Origin of the sequence: Lysinibacillus sp. NPDC097287, from assembly GCF_044761695.1 — a bacterium.
Classification (GTDB): Bacteria; Bacillota; Bacilli; order Bacillales_A; family Planococcaceae; genus Lysinibacillus.
The window spans coordinates 25,007-45,923 of record NZ_JBIWCX010000019.1; the positions used below are offsets into that span (position 1 = coordinate 25,007).

Annotated in this window: 17 protein-coding genes, 1 pseudogene and 1 riboswitch; of the genes and pseudogenes, 5 read left to right on the top strand and 13 right to left on the bottom strand. The window is 37.3% G+C overall.

All coding sequences use genetic code 11. The annotated features are described in order from the left end of the window. Nucleotides 1-133: 133 nt before the first annotated feature. The 7 genes and pseudogenes from metH to ACIQ2D_RS19620 all read right to left on the bottom strand — a co-directional run bounded on the left by metH (nt 134) and on the right by ACIQ2D_RS19620 (nt 11,064). Nucleotides 134-3,565, bottom strand: a complete 3,432-nt coding sequence (gene metH / locus ACIQ2D_RS19590) for a methionine synthase (protein ID WP_402866993.1) — start codon at nt 3,563-3,565, stop codon at nt 134-136. After that, a complete protein-coding gene (locus ACIQ2D_RS19595) occupies nt 3,558-5,405 on the bottom strand; it encodes a bifunctional homocysteine S-methyltransferase/methylenetetrahydrofolate reductase (RefSeq protein ID WP_402866994.1) in 1,848 nt (615 codons plus the stop codon). The genes metH and ACIQ2D_RS19595 overlap by 8 nt, the downstream gene beginning before the upstream one ends. 209 nt (nt 5,406-5,614) lie before the next feature. Further along, nucleotides 5,615-5,715, bottom strand: a riboswitch (SAM riboswitch). A 137-nt stretch (nt 5,716-5,852) separates the two neighbouring features. Next, complete coding sequence (locus tag ACIQ2D_RS19600) at nt 5,853-7,241, bottom strand: protoporphyrinogen oxidase (RefSeq protein WP_402866995.1); 1,389 nt, start codon at nt 7,239-7,241, stop codon at nt 5,853-5,855. A 179-nt stretch (nt 7,242-7,420) separates the two neighbouring features. Then, on the bottom strand, nt 7,421-8,038 hold the full coding sequence (locus ACIQ2D_RS19605; RefSeq protein ID WP_402867032.1) for a methyl-accepting chemotaxis protein: 618 nt from the start codon (nt 8,036-8,038) through the stop codon (nt 7,421-7,423). 153 nt (nt 8,039-8,191) lie between these two features. Next, nucleotides 8,192-8,653, bottom strand: a pseudogene (locus tag ACIQ2D_RS19610) (protoglobin domain-containing protein); the annotation flags it as partial. A 436-nt stretch (nt 8,654-9,089) separates the two neighbouring features. Beyond that, the gene (locus ACIQ2D_RS19615) at nt 9,090-9,587 is read right to left on the bottom strand and encodes a chemotaxis protein (RefSeq protein WP_402866996.1); all 498 of its coding nucleotides are present in this window, start codon (nt 9,585-9,587) and stop codon (nt 9,090-9,092) included. A 190-nt stretch (nt 9,588-9,777) separates the two neighbouring features. Continuing rightward, the gene (locus ACIQ2D_RS19620) at nt 9,778-11,064 is read right to left on the bottom strand and encodes an SEL1-like repeat protein (protein ID WP_402866997.1); all 1,287 of its coding nucleotides are present in this window, start codon (nt 11,062-11,064) and stop codon (nt 9,778-9,780) included. A 509-nt stretch (nt 11,065-11,573) separates the two neighbouring features. On the opposite strand from ACIQ2D_RS19620, the gene ACIQ2D_RS19625 reads away from it, so the two are divergent. Together ACIQ2D_RS19625 and ACIQ2D_RS19630 are read left to right on the top strand one after the other, a co-directional pair. Continuing rightward, nucleotides 11,574-12,041, top strand: a complete 468-nt coding sequence (locus tag ACIQ2D_RS19625) for a hypothetical protein (RefSeq protein WP_402866998.1) — start codon at nt 11,574-11,576, stop codon at nt 12,039-12,041. Next, nucleotides 12,029-12,316, top strand: a complete 288-nt coding sequence (locus tag ACIQ2D_RS19630) for a DUF2653 family protein (protein ID WP_402866999.1) — start codon at nt 12,029-12,031, stop codon at nt 12,314-12,316. The genes ACIQ2D_RS19625 and ACIQ2D_RS19630 overlap by 13 nt, the downstream gene beginning before the upstream one ends. Before the next feature lie 114 nt (nt 12,317-12,430). Here the strand turns inward: ACIQ2D_RS19630 and ACIQ2D_RS19635 are convergent, their stop codons facing one another. The 3 genes from ACIQ2D_RS19635 to ACIQ2D_RS19645 form a co-directional block, all read right to left on the bottom strand. Continuing rightward, on the bottom strand, nt 12,431-14,056 hold the full coding sequence (locus tag ACIQ2D_RS19635) for an S-layer homology domain-containing protein (RefSeq protein ID WP_402867000.1): 1,626 nt from the start codon (nt 14,054-14,056) through the stop codon (nt 12,431-12,433). 156 nt (nt 14,057-14,212) lie between these two features. Further along, nucleotides 14,213-15,382, bottom strand: a complete 1,170-nt coding sequence (locus ACIQ2D_RS19640; protein ID WP_402867001.1) for an endonuclease Q family protein — start codon at nt 15,380-15,382, stop codon at nt 14,213-14,215. Between the two features lie 96 nt (nt 15,383-15,478). After that, a complete protein-coding gene (locus ACIQ2D_RS19645) occupies nt 15,479-15,631 on the bottom strand; it encodes a hypothetical protein (RefSeq protein WP_402867002.1) in 153 nt (50 codons plus the stop codon). Nucleotides 15,632-15,885: 254 nt separating this feature from the next. Here ACIQ2D_RS19645 and ACIQ2D_RS19650 point away from each other — a divergent pair, with 254 nt between their 5' ends. The 3 genes from ACIQ2D_RS19650 (at nt 15,886) to ACIQ2D_RS19660 (ending at nt 17,910) form a co-directional block, all read left to right on the top strand. Further along, on the top strand, nt 15,886-16,482 hold the full coding sequence (locus ACIQ2D_RS19650; protein WP_402867003.1) for a biotin transporter BioY: 597 nt from the start codon (nt 15,886-15,888) through the stop codon (nt 16,480-16,482). Nucleotides 16,483-16,616: 134 nt separating this feature from the next. Next, nucleotides 16,617-17,192 (top strand): YdhK family protein, encoded by a 576-nt coding sequence (locus tag ACIQ2D_RS19655; RefSeq protein WP_402867004.1) that lies wholly within the window; start codon nt 16,617-16,619, stop codon nt 17,190-17,192. Nucleotides 17,193-17,361: 169 nt separating this feature from the next. Continuing rightward, nucleotides 17,362-17,910, top strand: a complete 549-nt coding sequence (locus ACIQ2D_RS19660; protein WP_402867005.1) for a GNAT family N-acetyltransferase — start codon at nt 17,362-17,364, stop codon at nt 17,908-17,910. 257 nt (nt 17,911-18,167) lie between these two features. On the opposite strand, the gene ACIQ2D_RS19665 is transcribed toward ACIQ2D_RS19660, so the two are convergent. From ACIQ2D_RS19665 to ACIQ2D_RS19675, 3 genes are all read right to left on the bottom strand, one after another. Further along, on the bottom strand, nt 18,168-18,857 hold the full coding sequence (locus ACIQ2D_RS19665) for a response regulator transcription factor (RefSeq protein ID WP_402867033.1): 690 nt from the start codon (nt 18,855-18,857) through the stop codon (nt 18,168-18,170). Further along, complete coding sequence (locus ACIQ2D_RS19670) at nt 18,832-20,229, bottom strand: HAMP domain-containing sensor histidine kinase (RefSeq protein ID WP_402867006.1); 1,398 nt, start codon at nt 20,227-20,229, stop codon at nt 18,832-18,834. The genes ACIQ2D_RS19665 and ACIQ2D_RS19670 overlap by 26 nt, the downstream gene beginning before the upstream one ends. A 141-nt stretch (nt 20,230-20,370) precedes the next feature. Next, on the bottom strand, nt 20,371-20,913 hold the full coding sequence (locus tag ACIQ2D_RS19675; RefSeq protein ID WP_402867007.1) for an NADPH-dependent FMN reductase: 543 nt from the start codon (nt 20,911-20,913) through the stop codon (nt 20,371-20,373). Between the last annotated feature and the right edge of the window lie 4 nt (nt 20,914-20,917).

A 20,917-nucleotide genomic window follows, 5' to 3' on the forward strand; every position in this document is an offset into this window, starting at 1 on the left:
TTGCTTTCCGCGGGCACAGTGTAAGCCGCAGGAGTCTACGTGGATTTTTTCCTGTATATCAAAAAAACAGAATATTAAAAGTACTCTCAGCACACTATTTTACTTTTAGGACATCCCTTTATACATCATTACTTTACACGTTGAAATATCGCGCATCTGGATGTGCAAAGACGATAGCAGAAACAGATGCTTCTGGTTCCATCATGAAGCCTTCTGTTAAATTAACACCTATATCTTCAGGCTTTAACAGACCGAATAATTTTTCTTGATCTTCTAGATTTGGACATGCCGGATAACCGAATGAGAAGCGTTGTCCTTGATATTTCGCTGCAAAACGATCACGCATCGTGAAGTCCGTTGCATCTGGGAAGCCCCATTGATCGCGGATCTCCTGATGAATTCGTTCGGCAAACCCTTCCGCAAGTTCTAGCGCGGTTGATTGTAAGGCGTGACTTTCTAAGAATTTACCCTCTTCTTTTAAATCGCGCGCTGTAGCCATCACACCCTGTCCAGCTGTTACAACCATTAGCGCAATATAATCCATTTCTCCACTTTCCACTGTTTTTAAGAAATCCGCTAAACACATAAATGGCTCTACTTGCTGACGTGGGAAAGTAAAACGTTCGATTTCTGTTTTACTATCAGCTGGATCATATACGACTACATCATCACCGTCGGCTTGTGCCGGGAAGAATTGATACATACCAGATGGTTTTAATAAGTCACTCTGTAAATAATCATCTACTAGTTCCTTTAATTCTGTAGCACGTACATCTCCTGCATCAAGCAATTGTTGCACTTGCCCTTTTAAGCCTAAATGATGACCAATCAATGTACGCATATTCACATACGGATATAAATGCGATACAGAGTAATCTTTCTTCACATGACGGCGTAAATCTGATGGCATAAATACGGATGCATCTTCTATAGTTCGTACTGGTTTAACTAGTACTTCTTTTGCTGGACGTGCAGCACGTTTTTCATCGGCCTCCAAACGTTTCTGACGAGAGTCAGCGATTTCTGCTAAGAAGTCCTCACGTGTTTCTGCACCCATTAATCGGTTTGCTTGTTCTAATCCTTGCATTGCATCTTTTGAATAGATTACTGGACCACCATATTCGTTTGCAATTTTCGTCTCTGTAAAACGGCGAGATAATGCGGCGCCCCCTACTAAAATTGGTACATCAATACCCGCTTCCTTGAAATCCTGTGCAGTGATCACCATTTGTTGTGCTGATTTTACAAGTAAGCCTGAGAGGCCGATAAAATCTGGTTTTTCTTTACGAATAGCTTCAATTAGTTGATTCGGCGTGACTTTAATGCCTAGATCCACAACTCTATAGCCATTATTACTTAAAATAATATCGACTAAGTTTTTCCCGATATCATGCACATCACCTTTAACTGTCGCTAATACCATCTTCCCTTTACCAGCGCTCTCTTCATCTTTTTCCATGAATTGTTCTAGGTGCGCAACTGCGGCCTTCATAACACCAGCTGATTGTAATACTTCTGCTACAATTAACTGATTGTCATTAAACAGACGACCTACTTCCGCCATACCTTCCATTAAAGGTCCATTGATAATATCAAGCGGCGCATCGTACATTTCCCGAGCTGCATTTAAATCGTCAATCAGCCCTTCCTTTGTACCTTCTAAAATATAGTAAGCCAAGCGACCTTCAACGTTTTTTGGAATATCATCCTCTGTTTTTTCTTTCTTTTTATCACGATAAAAGTCCGTAAACACTGCTAATGTTTCATCATTCGTATTGAATAATAAATTATTTGCTAAATCGATTTCTGCTTGTGGAATCGATGCATAACGTTCTAATTTCTCCGTATTTACAATCGCATAATCTAAACCAGCTTGCGTACAGTGATATAAATACACTGCATTCAATACTTCACGACCAACTGGTGGTAAACCAAATGAAATATTACTTACACCAAGTACTGTTAGCGTACGTGGTAATTTCTCTTTAATTAAACGAATTCCTTCGATTGTTTCAAGTGCTGAGCCAATATATTGTTCATCCCCTGTACCAACTGGGAACATTAAAGGGTCAAAAATAATATCTTCAGGCGCTAAGCCCCATTTCTCCGTTAATAATTTATAAGAACGCTCAGCAATTTCTAATTTACGATGGCGGTCAACAGCCATCCCTTGCTCGTCAATCGTACCAACTACTAAAGCCGCACCGTATTTTTTCACAAGTGGCATTACCGCATCAAAACGCTCTTCACCGTCTTCTAGGTTAATAGAGTTAATAATCGCTTTACCTTGCGAGAATTTTAATGCTTCTTCAATAACTTTCTCATCAGTAGAGTCAATTACTAATGGCACTTTTACCTTTTTCACAACTTCCTGCATGAAGCCACGTATGTCTTCTAGTTCATCACGGTCTGGGTTTGCTAAACAAATATCAATCACGTGCGCACCATTTTTCACTTGAGCACGTGCGATTTCAGCAGCTTCCTCAAACTTGCCATCAATGATTAAATTTTTAAATTTGCGTGAACCAATAACATTCGTACGTTCACCGATAAATAATGGACGCATAGAATCATCGTATATTAAAGATTCAATGCCCGATACAACGTGACCATGTGTTGATTCTGGTAAAGGACGTGGCCTTTGGTCTTTTAATATTTCACGGATTGCCGCAATATGTGCTGGTGTCGTACCACAGCAACCACCAACAATATTTAACCAACCTTTTTCAGCAAAGCCTTTTAATTTTTGCGAAAGTGACTCGGGTGATTCATGATAGCAACCCTCTTCATCTGGTAAACCAGCATTCGGATAACAGCTAATATAGCCTGTAGAAAGTTCTGATAATGTACGAATATGGTCAGTCATAAATTCCGGACCAGTCGCACAGTTTAGGCCGACTGATAACGGCTTAATATGCTCAATTGAAATATAAAATGCATCAATGGATTGGCCTGCAAGAGTAGTACCCATAGGCTCAATTGTTCCCGAAATCATGACTGGTAGTTCTTTACCTGTCTCTTTAAATGCACGTGAAACACCTAGTGTACCAGCTTTTACATTCAACATATCCTGACTAGTTTCCAAAAGTATTAAATCTGAACCCGCTTCAACTAAAGCTTTTGCTTGCACATAGAAGTTCTCTTCAAGCTCATCGAATGTAATACCACCTGTTACTGATAACGTTTTAGTCGTTGGCCCAATAGCCCCCGCAACAAAACGTGGCCAATCAGATGTTGAAAATTCATCGACCACTTTACGTGCAATTTCAACGGCACGTGTATTAATTTCATCCGCTTTGTCTCCAAGATCATATTCATTTAATACAAGAGGGGTTCCACCAAATGTATTCGTACAAATAATATCTGCACCTGCTTCTAAATACTCGCGGTGTACTTTTTCAAGGACATCAGGTCTTGTCAGCACAAGGTTTTCATTACAGCCATCTAACTCTTCCCCACCAAAATCGTCCGCTGTTAAGTTTTCGTTTTGAAGCATTGTACCCATTGCGCCATCAAGGATTAAAATTCGTTTCTCTAGTTGCTCTTCAATCAAGTGCTTAGCCATTTGTACTTACCCCTTTTTTCTGTTCGTCCAGTTGTTCTATATAGCTCATTAGTTCAAGCGTCATATCATAACGTAAAAACGGTGTGATTAAATAAATGCCATTGAAATATTCAGCTGCTACTTCTACAAGTTCACGTGCAATTGCAAGACCCTCTTTTGTTGCAAGGTCTTTATCATTGCCGCATGCCTTCATGCGCTCTAATGCATCCTCTGATAATTTAATGCCTGGTACTTCATGGTGTAAAAACTCTGCACTTTTATAACTCGTTACAGGCATAATCCCTATATAAATAGGCGTTTCTAAATGTTTTGTTTCCTCATATATTTCTACAATCTTTTCTTTTGTATAAACAGGTTGAGAGATGAAATAATCTGCACCATGCTCAATTTTCTTTTCAAGTCGTGCCACTGCACGCTCTAGTACACGTACATTCGGGTTAAACGCCGCTGCCACAGAAAAGTTTGCCTTTTTACGCAATGGTTTGCCCGAGAATGACACACCTTCATTTAGCTGCTTAATCAGTTGAATTAATTCCATTGAAGACACATCGTACACACTTGTTGCACCTGGGAAATCACCCACTTTTGTCGGGTCACCAGTAACGGCTAAAATGTCATGAATACCTAATGCATCTAAGCCCATTAAATGTGACTGCAAGCCGATTAGATTACGATCACGGCATGTAATATGCGTCAATGGACGCACACCATGCATTTGCTTCACCAACGCCCCCATCGCGATATTACTAATACGTGGTGATGCTAAAGAATTATCGGCCATCATCACTACATCTGCACCAGCTTCATATAATTTTTTCGCGCCCTCTATAAAGCCATCTATTTCTAAATGTCTAGGTGTATCTAACTCCACTATAACTGAACGCTCACGCTTCACCTTTTCATGAAGAGGTTCGTACGTTGTTGGTCCCGGCTCACGCACGATCTCAATCTTTTCTGGCTTCGCAGATTTGTTTTGCACAGGTGTTAACTCTTCTAAATACTTTTTAGCTGCAGCAATATGCTTTGGTGTCGTACCACAGCATCCCCCAATTAAACGTACACCTTGGTCACGTAATGCAACCGCTGCGCGTCCAAAATAATCCGCTTCAGATTCATAGACCACACGGCCATCTTCCACATCTAAAAGGGAGGCATTTGGATAAGCCGACATAAATGCATTTTTAGGTAACTCCACTCCCTCAAACGCTTGAATCGTATGATGCGGACCCAAACGACAATTTACCCCAACAATATCCGCGCCTAATGCTTCTAATTCATGTAACGCTTGATTCAATGATATTCCATTTTGTAATACACCTGGCTCATGCATCGATACTTGCGCAATAATTGGCAACTGTGTTTTTGCTCTTAGCATCTTTAAAGTTGCTGTTAATTCTTCAAAATCATAATAGGTTTCAAGTAGAAGGCCATCCGGATTGCCTGCCAATAACACTGTTGCTTGCTCTTCAACTGTTGTTAAAATTTCTTCCAGCGTCGCGTCACTTTTACGAATGCCGCGAATCCCACCAATTGTGCCTAGTACAAACTGTCCACCATCTGCAGCTGATCGTTTGGCAATTGTTATTGCAGCTTCATTGAACTGTTGTACACGTGATTCCAAACCATACCGTGCTAGTTTAATAGCATTCGCTCCGTATGTATTCGTTTGAATAATATCAGCACCTGCCGCAATATACTCACGATGAATTTTTTCAATTAACTCAGGTCGTTGCACATTCATCTCTTCGTGGCAGTACTCCAAACCATAACCATATAACAACGTGCCAATTGCACCATCTGCTGTTAGCACATGTGTTTTTAACTTTTCAAGCAATCCCATAAATTTTAGCCCCCTCTGTCGCATATCATCTATAAAATTCGCTCTAGCGGATCTTCGTCCAGATTTTGAATTGTGTATGCACAATTCATTACTTTTAAAATCTGTGACATCCGCCGGAGGCTTTTGTTTTATTCAGCGTTCTAACGCTGAATAAAGCAAAAAGCCTTCTTTACAAAAAGAAGGCTTTAACGAGTCGTAATTGTTTTTCCTTCTCATCTACTGACCAAAAGGTCTACTGGATTTAGCACCTGACATTAAGTTGGTTGCTGAAGCGTCATAAGGCCAGTCCCTCGGCTTCTCTTGATAAGAATATTGTATGAATTTTTTAAATAATTAAAAGAATCATATCGCTTACGCTCGTTGACGTCAAGACTATTTCACCGAACAAAGAAATTTTAATCTAAAACACATCAATTTTATGTTTCCCCTACTATATGGAAAAAACCTTTATACAAGTTTTCCAGCTATCATCTCGCCAACTTTTTTACCATTTTGGATGCAAGCGCCAATGCCAACTCCAAAATAAGAACACCCTGCAAGTGATAAGTTTGGATACTTTACTTCTAACTCAGCAGTTAGTCCTTGTAATGCATCATGGTGCGCTAAATCATATTTTGGCATTTGATCTATCCATTTCGCGACATTAACTACTACTGGCTTATCTTCGATTCCTAAGCTTTTTCGTACGTCCTCCAAAGCAACTTCTGCTAGTTCTTCCTCTGACATCGCACGTAACTGCTCATATGCAGGGTTAATGCTCTTATAGAAAAGTCGCACGAGTAATTTGCCTTCAGCAGAGGTATGTTTCCACTTTCGACTCGTCCACGTAGCAGCATTACATTGCAAATCAGAATTATGTGAAACAATAAAACCCGTTCCATCTGCCGGCAACACCGTATCTGGCACATCAAATCCTAAATAAATTGTAATAGCTGAAGCTGTACTGAATTGTTCAAAATACTCATTTAAAGACTCATCTCTTAATAAACGCTGTACGGCTTCATTCGGTATCGCCATTACAACATGATCAGCTTTTATTGTCTCGCCATTCGCTAAAGAAATTGTATAGTCATTGTCATTTTTCACAACAGCTGTTGTCGCTACACCTTTTAGTATTTCAACTTCTGTTAATGTTTCCTCAAGTCGATCTATTAGTGCCGATAAACCATTTTTAAAGGAGATGAATTTTTTATTTGCCGCTTTGACAAATTGTTCGCGATGCATTTCAAAACCTTTAATAATACTACCGTAATCATTTTTATAATCGATTAAATACGGTAATGTTGAAGCAATCGATAGTTGGTGTAAATCTCCAGAATATACTCCAGCAAGTACTGGGGCGATTTGATTTTGCACTAGCTCTTCGCCTAAATAATACGTTAAAAACTCACCAATCGAACTTTCTTTCGTGAAGCCTACGTTTGGCAGCGTAAAATCTTTTAACGCTTCCTGCTTTCCTGCTGACGTCACCAATGTACTTGATTCCAACGAAGCCAAACTCATTGGAATACCAAATGTTGAATCTGTTGGAATTGCATGTAGCTCATTATTTGTATAAATATAAGATGTACCTGTCTCGTTATATACAAGAGATTCTTCAAAATCCAACTCCTTCACTAGCTCCATAACACCCTTATGACGTGCCACAATGGAATCAGCACCTGTTTCCATAATAAAGCCCTGCTCATATGCAGAGCGCAGTTTCCCACCTAAGTATGTATTTTGTTCAATCAATACGAGCTTAACGTCTAGACCTTTTTCTAACACTTGTCGTTGTAAATAATGCATCGTGCATAAACCCGTAATGCCACCGCCTAATACAGCTACTGTCTTCATCCTAATCCGCTCCCATTTTCTTTTTTACTCTTAATTATAGACCTTTTCACCAAAAAATTACGCAGAACCCTTTACAAAATTAGAAACTATAATTAGCTAGCTATTATAGTCTCTACACCCTAAAGGCAAAAAAATACCCAGTAAGTTCCCCTATCACTTACCGAGCATTTTCTTCGTTTTTATTCTGTTAAGTCTTGTGCAACATTCGCCAACTTATCTGCTGAGTGCGTCACTTCATCAAAGGCGATTGCTAGCTCACTGACAATTCCAGTAACAGCCTTCACCTCTTTTTCCATGCAATCATTTTGAGATTTCGCTTCCGTCATAGCATCTAAAATTTTATTGAATTGCCCTTCTGTTTGCGCCATATTTTCCTCACCAGAAGTAACCTCCTGCTGAATATTACTTAACGAAAGAACGAGCTTGTCCGTTCGTTCATTTGTATTTTTTAATAATTCAGCGACTGACGTCACAGATTCCTTTGTTTGATCTGATAATTTTCGGACTTCATCAGCAACAACACTAAAGCCTTTTCCCGCGTCTCCAGCGCGAGCTGCTTCAATCGCAGCATTTAATGCCAATAAGTTAGTTTGGTTTGCAATATTCGTGACAACACTCATAATACTTTCCATTTCTTTAGACATATCTGCAAGTTGTTCAATGTTATCTGTAATATCGTCAAGTGAGTGGATAATATTATGCATGTTTGTAGACTGATTACGTAGGCGTTCTCTTCCTTCTAACGCCTGATTTTCAGCTAATGCAGATACACTTAGGGATTTTTTAGCTAATTGCATAATTCCATCTGATTGTGTATTCAACAAATGAAAAGCAGCGTTCGTTTCTTGTGAAATAGCAGCAAGTCCTTCTGAAGAAGCCACAATTTTTCTCTCAACTGCTACTTTTTCTCTTTCTACCTTTAGCTTTAAATTCTCGACCGTATTTTCAAATGCTTCTAATACCAGCTGCTGCTCAAAATTTGAAGTTTTTGAGATTGCACGAATAGTATTGAATTGATCTACCGGGTTTTCGACATATTTTTCGACCAAATCAATAAAGGAAATCGATAAGTCTTGGAAGGCACAAATATACCATTGAGTTTTTAATCCAATCTGCACATGAACCTTTGCAATACTAATACGTCTCTTAAAAAATTCTTCATCAATTATACCGTTAAACATCTCAATAATATGGCGACTTAAGGTGATTTTCAGCTTTTCAACAGAACTATTTTTGTTAATGATATCAGTTAAACTACGCTCGGTTCCCATCATGTCATAAAATCGATCAACAATGTGATTAATATTTTCCTCTACATACGGCTTAAACGCCTTTAAATATTGTAGATCTTGCTCTGTTAAATTTAACATTTCAATTTGCTTCCGTATGGACGGATGACTAGACACATCCATTTTGACAGCATATTGTTGTAAATCTAAAACCGCAACCTTTTTTTTCTTCTGAAAAATCACACTTTTTCCCTCTTTCACTCACATATAACATTGGAATAGTTGAGCATTATTCCATTTCCGTTTATTTAAATATTTTACCGACTCATCAATAAATTCCGTAATACCCCATATTACATTATCCCAAAACCCCATATCAAAATCATAGTGAAATAAGCATTATATTGTTAATAAATCCACAATAAAATCACCTTTAAATGATTTATATTGAAATTACAATTATTGATTATACATTAATTTAGCATTTATTGTAAAATAAATAAAATTAATGAATTTGTTTCCAAATTTTAATTGGTAATTTAATTCATAGGTAAAGTTTTGAAATCTGATAGACAATTATCAAAATCAAAAAAAGAAGATATCCATAACAACGGATATCCTAATTATTATAAATAGTTGTCACTTTACCTTGCATTGCAAGCATTTCATTTTCTAACGATATTGAACGCTTATCAAAATAGTAAATGCGATCATTTACTCTATCTTCTACGGTAGAACCTAATGTCATCATTTCAATAACATCGCATGTAAACAAAATTAACGTACGAAGTCCACTTTCCAATTTTCGAATTTCCTTACCATACCCAGCAAACAAACGGCTATCTACTTTACCTGTTTTTATCTCAAAAAGGTTTTCGTTAATTTCCTTATCAATCAGTTCATATCGATTTCTTTGGCGTAATTTTAATACTTGAATTTTCTCTGTAAACTTCTTTGTATCTTGGTTATCCAACCCAACACTTTTGTGACTCTTTAGATACTCTATAATACTACATAACAAAGAAAGATCATCGCGTTGCCCAACTAACACTTCTTGGAGCACACGTAACTTTGATTCCTGTTCATTTTCCTGTACCGATGAATTTGAGATGTCCATTCACAACCAGCTCCTTTTCAAAACCTCATTGTTACTATATTGCCTCGAACACCTCTACAATAAACCTTTTTTGTATCGAATCATGTCTGCAATAACAAATAATATATATTGAAATAACACCAATTAACTATGGCGAATAACTTTTTCCTTTAGAATTTATTTTACCGTTATAGGTTCTCCCTATTTCCGGTCATAATTTCTCTAACTCCTGAAGCTTTTCATAGGCTTCCTCAACACCTGCATCTGCCGCTAATCGGTACCATTTTTTCGCTTCTTCAATATTCTGCGGAATGCTTTCTCCTCTATTATATATATGCCCAAGTTGTAGTTTCGCTTCTGGGTCGCCTTGGAGTGCTGCTTTCTTAAACCAATGAATACCTTTTTCAATATTGCGAATGCCAGCCATACCTGTACTCCATATAAACCCTAAATCATAAAAAGCATCTACATGGTATTGTACCGCTGCCTTTTCATACCAATACAATGCTTGATTTATGTCCTTTCGCTGCCCTAAACGCCCCTCTAAATAAATGCCACCAAGATGATACTGTGCTTCCACATAACCCGACTCTGCTGATTTTTTATAAGCAAGAAATGCCTGGTTCTCATCGATTGCACCTCCCAAGCCTTGCTCCGCCATAATCCCTAGTGTAAACATCGCTTCTGCCACACCATTCTTAGCTGCAAAATCAAACCACTGTTTTGCTAGCTCCATATTCTCAGGAACGCCTTCACCGTTAAAGTACATATCCGCTAAATTATTTGCAGCATCTGCATGCCCTTGCACTGCAGCTGCTTCATACAACGAAAAAGCTCGTTCATAGCTTTCAGACACGCCAATACCTTCAAAATAATAATTCCCAAGCTCATATTGCGCTTCCGCATAACCCTGTGCTGCCGATACACCAAGCCACTTTATTGTTTTTTTAGGCAGATATGAAATATCCTCATCCGTACTATAGTAATTTCCCAGCTCAAACTGTGCCTCCGCATTATTCTCCTCAACAGCATCTTTATATAAATCAATCATTTCCTCATGATCTAAGTCATCTTCTTCGAAAGCCTCTATTGCTTCGTCGTCATGCGCAAAATACCATTCCAGCACATCAAGTACATCATCTACAACTTCAGCTGTATGCGCTAATTTTTCCAGCGAGCTAATTTGCCAGATCTCCACATAAATTCGAAGAGGTATTGCTTCTCTCAGCAAATCATCATACTCAGCTAAAAGCGTTAAGACATTTTCTTGTATGGATTGCGTCTGCTTCGGGTGTACAATTTGCAAATGACGTTGCTGGTTCTTCTTTAATAACTCCTGCACTACTTGATAAATCATCTTTTGAATTATCGTTAATTGCACTTCTTGAAGTGTAAGCAACATGATGTTTTGTGCAAACCATGAGTTTTGTGTTTGCACTAGCTGCTGTAGTGCTGCAATACGTTCTTTGTTTTGAATGGCTAAAAATTGTTTATACATCGTTTCCCCCCTTAGCTATATAAAAAAAACGCCTTTGCACTATTATATGGAAGAAAGTGAAAAATTGTTTAACATATGTTCTGAAAGTCACTGCCCCTTAAACTGTAATGTATAAAAGTCATTCCTATACAATCATTTATACATTTCTAATTAATCCTATAGAGTCGCATATGAATGTATTGAACACTACAAAGAACTCTATTCTCTAACCAATATCTTATTGTCTTGTTTTACACGTTTTGTATATCTGCACATTCGAAAATACAAAAAAAATTTTTACTCATCAGCAAGATATTTGTTATTATTCGAACTTATTTATCTTTAGAACAAGTTACAAGCATTTCTATTTTAATTAAGTTTTTTCTATAGTCTACACTACTATTTCATTTTTTTTGAAGTTCAAAAAATAAATATAGCGATTATTTTATTTTCTGTATAATATAATGTAGTATTGTTATTATGAAATATTTTATGACAATATCAATAATATTCTTGGAGGAATGTAAGTAATGAAAAAAATTCTTGCCGCTCTATTTGCAGCGACATTGATGTTCGCAACTGTTGGTGCAACATTGTTAGTTTTTGATACACCAACTGCGGAAGCGAAATCGTACAAGTCTGGTAAAAAAGGCTTCAGTAACAATAACAACTCAAATATCCAAAAATCACAAGATAATTCTAAAGATCAAAACAATGCAACAACAAATAAAGATAACACGAATTCTACTAACAAAGCAGATACAGCTAAAAAAGGCGGCTTCTTCTCAGGCGGTCTGATGAAAGGCTTAATGCTTGGTGGTTTAGCTGGTTTACTATTCGGTGGTCTATTTGGCAACTTGGGGATGCTTGGTTCAATCCTTGGTCTACTTATTAACGTAATTGCAGTAGCAGCCATTGTTATGCTAGTTGTGAAAATCGTTAAAATGTTCAAAGATAAAAAACGTAAAGAGCAGGAAGCTACACAATGGCACAAATAATTAACGAACAAGATATTATTAACGCGATTTGCTTATCACAGGCATATCACAAAAATGTTCGTCCAGAAGATGTCACAGTGGAACTCATGTATGACGATGAAACAGGCTTTGGGGCAGAGGTTGAAGTCGCTGGACAAGCAGAAATATTTGATACTTCTGCAATGATTGGTACTTTACGCGTTTGGATAAAAGACGTTCTACACGGCGATCCATTCTCAACAAGTATTGAACTTGTATTAGACGACGAAGAAGGCATTATTGCCAAACTATCATAAGCTTTAAAAACGGCAGTGAGATAAATCCTATTTGCGATTTATCTCACTTTATTTTTTTGTAATAACATGAAAAGGTAGAGGCCCCTTTAGAGGACCTCTACCTTTTTCACGCTATTATTTTTGCAATAACTCACTGAAATTTACAAGTATCTTTGCTGCATGGCTACGTTTTGTTGAATCTGCAGGTACAAATTTCCCTTCACTGCCTGTAACAATTCCGAACTCGTATAGCATAGCGATTGCACGTTTAGTTTCTTCATTATAAGTTGCAATATCCGTAAATGGCACTTCACCTTTTACAACATATTCTTGTTGTGTTTTTAGTTCATATGCACGATTAATCATAAGTGCAAGCTGTGCACGTGTGACCGGCTGGCTTGGATTAAATTTACCGTCAGTGCCTTTTACTAATCCAGAGGCATAAGCTGCAGCAATTTCCGCTTGTGTTTCAGCGTCATAGTTACTAATATCTGTGAAAGGTGCAGTTTCTGATGTTGTTAATCCTAAACTACGTACTAAAATTGCCGTTGCTTGTACACGTGTTACTGCTTGCTCTGGCTTGAATGAACCGTCAGCATAGCCTTTCATAATACCTGTTGCTGCTGCTTTTTGAATATATGGTAGTGCCCAATGATTTTCAGTGTCTGTAAAAGTTGGTGTACCACCTGTTGTAAAGGTTGCTGATGGATTTTGTACACTTTCATTACCTGCTGCATCTACCGCTTTTACAGTTACAGTATATGCTGTATTTTCAGCTAAATCCTTAAGTGTTATTGCGGTTTCTTCTGCTGCAACTGTTTCTAGCAATTCATTATTTACATAAACATTATACTGCGTAATACCAACATTATCTGTTGCTGCTGTCCATTTCACATGTGCCGTTGTCATTCCTTCTTGTGTCACATTCATAGTTGACGAGATATCCCAAAGCTTACTCTTTTTAATGATTGGCAAAAATGCCTCGTTTGCAACAGCCTGATAACCTGCTTCACTTAAATGTATATTTTCTGGATTTGGTAAATAACCCTCAACATTCTTTGCGACAACATCAGCTGTAGGTACAAAAATTGCCCCAACCTTTTCCGCAGTTGTCTTAATTGAATTATTCATCACACCTAAAAACATTTTAAATTGCGATTGTAGAGCTTCCTCGTAGTAAGGGAAAGAGTTGTAGTACCCCATCACATAGATTTCTGCTTGAGGATTAATTTTCTTAATCTCTGTTAAAATAGCTACATAATTAGTCATTGTCTCAGTTGATGCTTTTAAAATTGTTTCCATATTAATGCCTGTTGTTGTTGCCTCTTCTAATAGAGGCAATAAATCATTTGCACCAACTGTTAACGTTACGACCTCCGCATCTTTAATGGATGCACGGAGACTTGCTTGTTCATTCATGTAGCCGAAACCTGTTACTGCTTTCTCTACATCTGCTTGTAAATCACTCAATACATTTTTTGTTGTATAACCGGAGTATGCAAAGCCTTTATTGTAAGAAGTAATAAGCCCTTCTTTTTGCAACGACTGTGCGATAAAATCTGTATAACCTAAACCAATTGCACCTACTTCATTCATGCCGTGTGCCAATGAATCCCCTAATGCCACATAATCTATCTGCTGTACCCAACTTGGTGCAATCTTATCTACTATATATTCTTCTGCACCTACTATTGATGGTACTGTTAATTGTAATGCCAATACACTTGCCGCTAAAAAGCGAAATTTCTTTGAAAATTGCATTCTCCCATTCCTCCTAACTATCTAATAATTACTAGTTTACTAGACAAAGGTTAAAAACAGGTTAAATAGCGTCAAATATTTTCAATATGTACTTTTTTCTCAAAACCAATAGATACAACAAAAAGGCAGTACCCTATTCTCAAGAATCCCCCCTATCTACTCATGTTGAACCTTTCCGTAAACGCCACCGCCACCGACAGCAATTGCTAATTGACCAGTTCTTGCTAAATCAATCATTTTTGCAATTTTATGTGGCACTACTTGTTCAAGTTGCTCTAGCGTTACAGTGTGCAAAATGTTCATCTCTGTTCCAAAAGCTTGCAATAATCGCTCTAGCATCTTAGGTCCTAATCCAGGTATGAAATCTAAAGGCACTTGATGAATATAAGGTGGTCTCGTTTGCATTTCTTCTTTTGTCTCTGACAGCTCCCTAATACGCAATGAAACACCTTTAATAATCTGCTCGCTGCCACAAGCCATACATGTAACCGCTTTTTCACCTACTTGCTCTCCACATCTTGCACAAACTGTCTGGTAATACTTCCCGAGTAGTGGATTTAACCCGTAATTGGTTGAAATCATTCTCCCTTCTTGTGAATGGAGTGCTTTTTTTAATTCTGTAAAATTTGCTGCTTCTAATTGTAACTTTTGATATTCACGCGCTATTTTCCCAAGTGAGTGCGCGTCTGAATTCGTCACGAACGAATAAGAATGCAACTCCCTAATCCCACTCACCATTGTTGTATCAGAGCTTAACCCAAGTTCAATTGCATCAATTAGATGCGGATCAAATACTTCCGTTAAACTTTGTTTGACACCTTTACCATACAAACTTTTAAACGGTGTAAATACATGTGCAGGAATAAATAAGCCCCCCATATCATATACTTTTTGTTGCAATGTCCTGCCATCACAATAAATACGTTGCGAGCTCAAATGGATATTTTTCATATATCCTTGCATCCAGTTTGAAAATCCCTTCATTTGGAGTAATGTCGGAAAATAAGCAAGTACATGAATTGGCCCATGACAGTTTGTATCGTAGATTTCAATCTCTGAACCTAGAATAAGTGTGGTCTCTTGATAACGTAAGCCTCCTTCATCCAATTGATAAAGCTCACCATGTTCCATCATATTCTCAAGTTCCCCGATTACTTCTGGTGAGTGACAGTCAATAATGCCAATAATATCAAGACCTTTTCGTCCACTCGCAGTTTCTAAAATCCCAGGTAATGTAAGTGTCTTACTACCTGTAATTTTCACAGCACGCCCACTTGCTGTACGTCCAATATGTATATGTAAATCCGCATAATAATGTTTTAACATATAGAACCTCCTTTAACCCAAACTCTCTTAATCCTAATGTTATCTTTTTCAACCAAAAGAAAACACCTTGCATTTCTACAAGGGTTTTACGCATCCTTATGAAGAATGGTTGTCCTGCATACTACTACGATCACCTTGCTGTATCACTTGTTGATCATAAGCAATTAAAGTCACACCAATCTTTTGTTCTAGGTCATTAATCTTATCAAGTTGCTCCTGACTTAACTGTGCTAATTTTTTCTCATCCATTTTTATTACACATCCTTCCCGACATAGATTGTGTAATTATTTTAGGTTTATTCATTTATAAAAATTCATATAAAGTTTATCAAATAGAAAAAGTCATTTGAAATTCGTGTTATTCATACCTATCCATGATCTTAAAAATATACTTTACGTAACAATTCGCAACATTTGCGTTAACCTTAAAAAATATTAAGTTGACACAAATGCTATTTTTTCCTAAAATAACCTTATCAACTAACCAATACAGGAGTGAAATTATGACAACCGTAGCTGATCATTCACATCACAAATTAAAAACAATCGATATTGCGTATATTGGGTTATTCTCAACATTGATGATGATCGGGGCTAATATTACATCCTTTGCACCTTTCATGGTTGTAGGTGGTGTACCGATTACGTTACAAACGTTTTTTGCCATTTTAGCAGGACTTATACTTGGCAGTCGAAAAGGGGCACTAGCTTGTACGATTTATATGCTCATCGGTTTAGCCGGTGCGCCGGTTTTTGCTCGCTTTGGTGGTGGCTTTGGACAGATTTTAAGCCCAACATTCGGTTTCATCGTGACATTTATTTTAGCCGCATATGTAGCAGGGCTCATTGTAGAACGCAGCGGTACCAAGAAAAGTTATATCATCGCTGCACTTGTCGCAACAGCTATTAACTATTTACTAGGAACTAACTGGATGTACTTTGCATACAAGTTTTGGGCAAGTGCACCTGAAGGTTTCACCTATAAACTTGCATGGCTTTGGATGATGCCACCATTACCAAAAGATATCATCTTGGCGGTATTTGCAGGATTTTTCGCATACCGCATGCAAAAAGTATTGAAGATTATTCCGATTAAATAATAAAAACTTCTGATGCTAGTTCATTACTTTTCAAGAAATACACAAGCATAAATTATTTATTGCTAATGACCTTATGCATAATTTCTGCACATTTCTTTGTTAAATTAAAGACAAAGAGTTGGGAGGAATATGATATGAAGTTACAAAGCAAGTGGCATGCAGGTTTACTAACAGTGGTGGCAGCTTTGGCATTATCAGCATGTTCAGAGGAACCATCTGAAACGAATAAAGAAAATACGACTGAACAAAAAACAGAAATGGATCACTCTACTATGAATCATTCTAGTTCAGGTGACGTGCCAGAAACTTTGAAGAATGCAGAAAACCCAATGTTTCCAGTAGGTAGTACGGCCATCATTACAGACGGACATATGGACGGGATGAAGGGCGCGGAGGCAACAATCGTTGGCGCTTATGATACGACTGCTTACATGATTTCTTATGAGCCTACTACAGGCGGTGACCGCGTTGAAAAACATAAATGGGTTATTCATGAGGAATTGATTGATGCAGGAGATGTACCGGTAACACCGGGCACGGAAGTAAAAACTGATGCTTCACATATGGAAGGTATGGAAAATGCAAAGGTTGTTATTGATGAGGCAATTCAAACGACAGTTTATATGATTGATTATGTATCTACGACTGATGGCGAAGCGGTTAAAAATCATCAATGGGTTACAGAAAGTGAACTGGCACCTGTAAAATAATATAGAAGATTTGGGGAAATTTTTAGACAGAATCACTTCATTATGATTCTGTCTTTTTAGTTATATCTTTTTATGTAGTAATAATTTTCCATTTGATTTATGCTGTTTCTAACACGTAGCATTTTACAAAGGCAGGATTTATATATTGTAGATAAAGGGAGATGATCGAATGGGAGATGATCGTGAAAAATTAATAATTAAGACAGAAAGACTCGTCCTTAGACTATTTCAAACATCCGATGCGGCAACGGTTGTGGCACTTTGCAACAACTATAATATTTATAAAAATACACTGTACCTACCCTATCCGTATAGTTTAAATGATGCATTATCGTGGATAGAACACCATTACGATAATTTTATGAAGGATAATTCGTATGAGTTTGCAGTAACAGACAAAGAAACCGGCAAAGTATTTGGAGCAATTGCACTATCCAACAATAAACGTTTTAACCAAGGGGAAATAGCTTATTGGATTGGCGAGCCCTATTGGGGAAATGGCTATGCGACAGAAGCAGCACAGTCGATCTTACAGTTTGCTTTTGAAGAAAAGAAATTGCACAAAGTGTTTGCACGGTATTTTTCATCTAACCCTGCTTCAGGAAAAGTTATCAAGAAGATTGGTATGAAAAAAGAAGGACTTTTAAAGGAACATGTCATAAAAGACGGTAAATATGAGGATTTAGTATACTACGGAATTATTAATGAAAATGAATAATATTCAACATGTTAAATGAAGGCTATTTAAAACCATTCGTTTCTCAAATTAACATTGAAAGAACGTATATTGCTAAGTGAAAATATACGTTCTTTTTTCATTTACTTCAAAGGTTCAAATTATTTCCCACCCTATTGCTTTTCTTGAGCAACATATTGTTCAACCACAATAAATCTATTCGCTCATTCTTCCTCTATGGTGATAATCCGTTAAGGTGAAATTGGTTCTCTTTACTATTATAGCGTGTAACCCTTCTTTTAGATGGATTCTACATTTGAAGATTTATGCCATTTGTAGCCGATACCCCATACTGTTTGCAAATAATCATCTATAGGGAAACCAACTTTACGTAATTTATCTCGCAAATTACGCACATGCGAATCTACCGTTCGATCTTCAATTGAAACAGTAAAGCCCCATACAACGCTTATTAAATGTTCCCTTGAAAAGACTTTATTTTGGTGTTCAAGAAATAAGACCATCATAGCAAATTCTTTTGGCGTTAATGATATTTCTGCTTGCTGAAAATGTAATTCAAATGATTCTTTTATCAATCGCAGCCCATGAAATGCAATCACAGCTTCCTCAGTTTTCCCTCTTCTTAATACCGCATGTATCCGTGCAACCAATTCATCTTCATCGAATGGTTTTTGAATATAATCGTCTGCACCAAGATTCAGACCCTTCACAATATCTGCTCGTTCCCCTTTAGCCGTCAGCATAATTACTGGCAAATCCCAATATTTTTTAATTTCCTGGCAGGCTTGCCATCCATCCATTTCTGGCATCATAATATCCAGCAACACTAAATCTACAGGATGGTTCTCTAAATAGGCTAATGCATCTAGTACGGATGCCTCCGCGACACAATGAAATCTCGGCTCTAAATAGAGAGTTAATAAGTCTAGCATTCTCGGCTCATCATCGATTAATAATAATGTTCTCATCATTTCCGGCTCCCCTAAACGTTATTTCAAAAGTAGTTCCGCTATTTTCATCACTGCGTACTATTATTTCTCCACCATGGGCATGAACAAGTTCCTTCACAATAGCAAGACCTAACCCAGAACCCCCTAATGCACGAGAGCGAGATTTTTCCACCCTGTACAAACGGTCAAAAATATATGGAAGATCTTTTTTTGAAATCCCTTTTCCTGTATCTTCAATTGTGATTTGCATAGACTGATTGGTACTCCGGACAGTCACTACAACTTTATCTCCAGCAGTACAATACTTTAATGCGTTATCAAGTAAATTAATAATTACTTGTTCGAGTCTTAATGAATCCGCCATTAAAGTTAAACCTTCTTCACATTGAATAGATAGGTTTATTTGTTTTTCTTGAAAAGCCGGGCTTAACTTCGCTTCAATGGTTGCAAAAAACAAATGCATATCAAGTCTTTTTTTTTCTATAACAAATGAGTTTTCATCTAATTTCGCTAAGTCGAATAGATCCTTAATCAAATGTGAAAGTCGATTCGTTTCTTCGATAATAATTCCTAAGTACTTCTTTTTATCCACTTCCGTCAAATTACGCTTATATAGAATGTCTGTATATCCTTTGATGAATGTTAAAGGTGTTCTTAATTCATGGGCAATGCTCGATAAGAATTCCTTCCGTTCCTGCTTCACATGCTTCAAATCATCTGCCAATAGTTGTATCGATTTCGACAAATCAGCAAGTTCATCATTACCACTTGTAGCAAGAGCGACAGTGAAATCGCCTTTACTCATTTTCAGTGTTGCTTCCTTCATTTGAATAAGGGGTTTAGCTAACTTTCTAGACAAAATGATAATAATGAGTATTGTCACCAATCCCGAAATCATCCCAACCATTAAAAAGTGTTTATTCAAACGTTCCATTAACATGTGGATGGACTCTGTGTTTTGAATCATTAAGACGTAACCAATCGTTGTTTGCCCTTCGTTAATCGGACTAATTGTTGCAATGAACGCTTCTTCCTCCCAATTTCCTTCTAGCGTTTGTCCCATGTAAGGAACTGATACGTTTAAACCTTTAATATAAGCATCTATATTGAGTTGAGGTCGAGAAGTAGCTAATACGTTCCCTTTATTATTTATAATGACAACATCTGTACTCGCCTCAGATTCCATCAAAGCTACATGGGCTAAGGTTTCCCTATCGAAATTGCCTTCTAAAATCGTTCTATGTGAATTTCCTCTTGCTTGTAAGCTTATGAGCTCTTCTTCAACTCTTGAATTAGCGAGTGAAGCATGTAGAAAGAACATCATGAAGGTTTCAATGCAAAATAGTGTGACAAAAAAGATAATACCTAGCTTCAGTGAAAGTTTACGCATCTACGTACCGCCATTTTTTCAGTTTCTTAAAATTATAACCCTTAAATTTGGAGATTTCATGCAGAAATAGTACATTATCCTTCATTTACACAATAAAAAAAGGATGATTTCAATATTTCAAAGAAATCATCCTACAATATTTTAAGCGTTTTTTTGCATCCAGTTTAAAAAGTTTTCAATGACTTGGTCTAGAAATTTCACAGTACCTTCGTCTGTTAAGTTTCCTTCAGCATCAAATTTTGTGTGTACTGCACCAACATATACCTCATTACCACCCAGTACAGGTGAGCTAATGCCTGGTGAGAATAAAATATCACGTAAATGTAGTTGTGCTTTGACAGTACCTAAGTTCCCCATCGAAGCCCCCATAATGAAAGATGGTTTGCCAATCATGACTTTATCTACACGAGATAACCAGTCAATTGCATTCACCATAACACCTGGTACGGTACCATTATATTCTGGTGTTACCCAAAGTACTGCATCCGCTGCTTTTACTTTCGCTTTGAAATCTACTACAACTTGTGGTGCATCATTTTCGATATCTTGATCAAACATCGGTAAGTCACGTAAGCTTAATATTTCAAGTTCAAATTTCTCTGTAAAGCATTTTTGAATATATTTTGCTAACTGCATATTATAAGATTCTTTACGGATGCTACCTACGATGGCTACTACTTTCATGTTT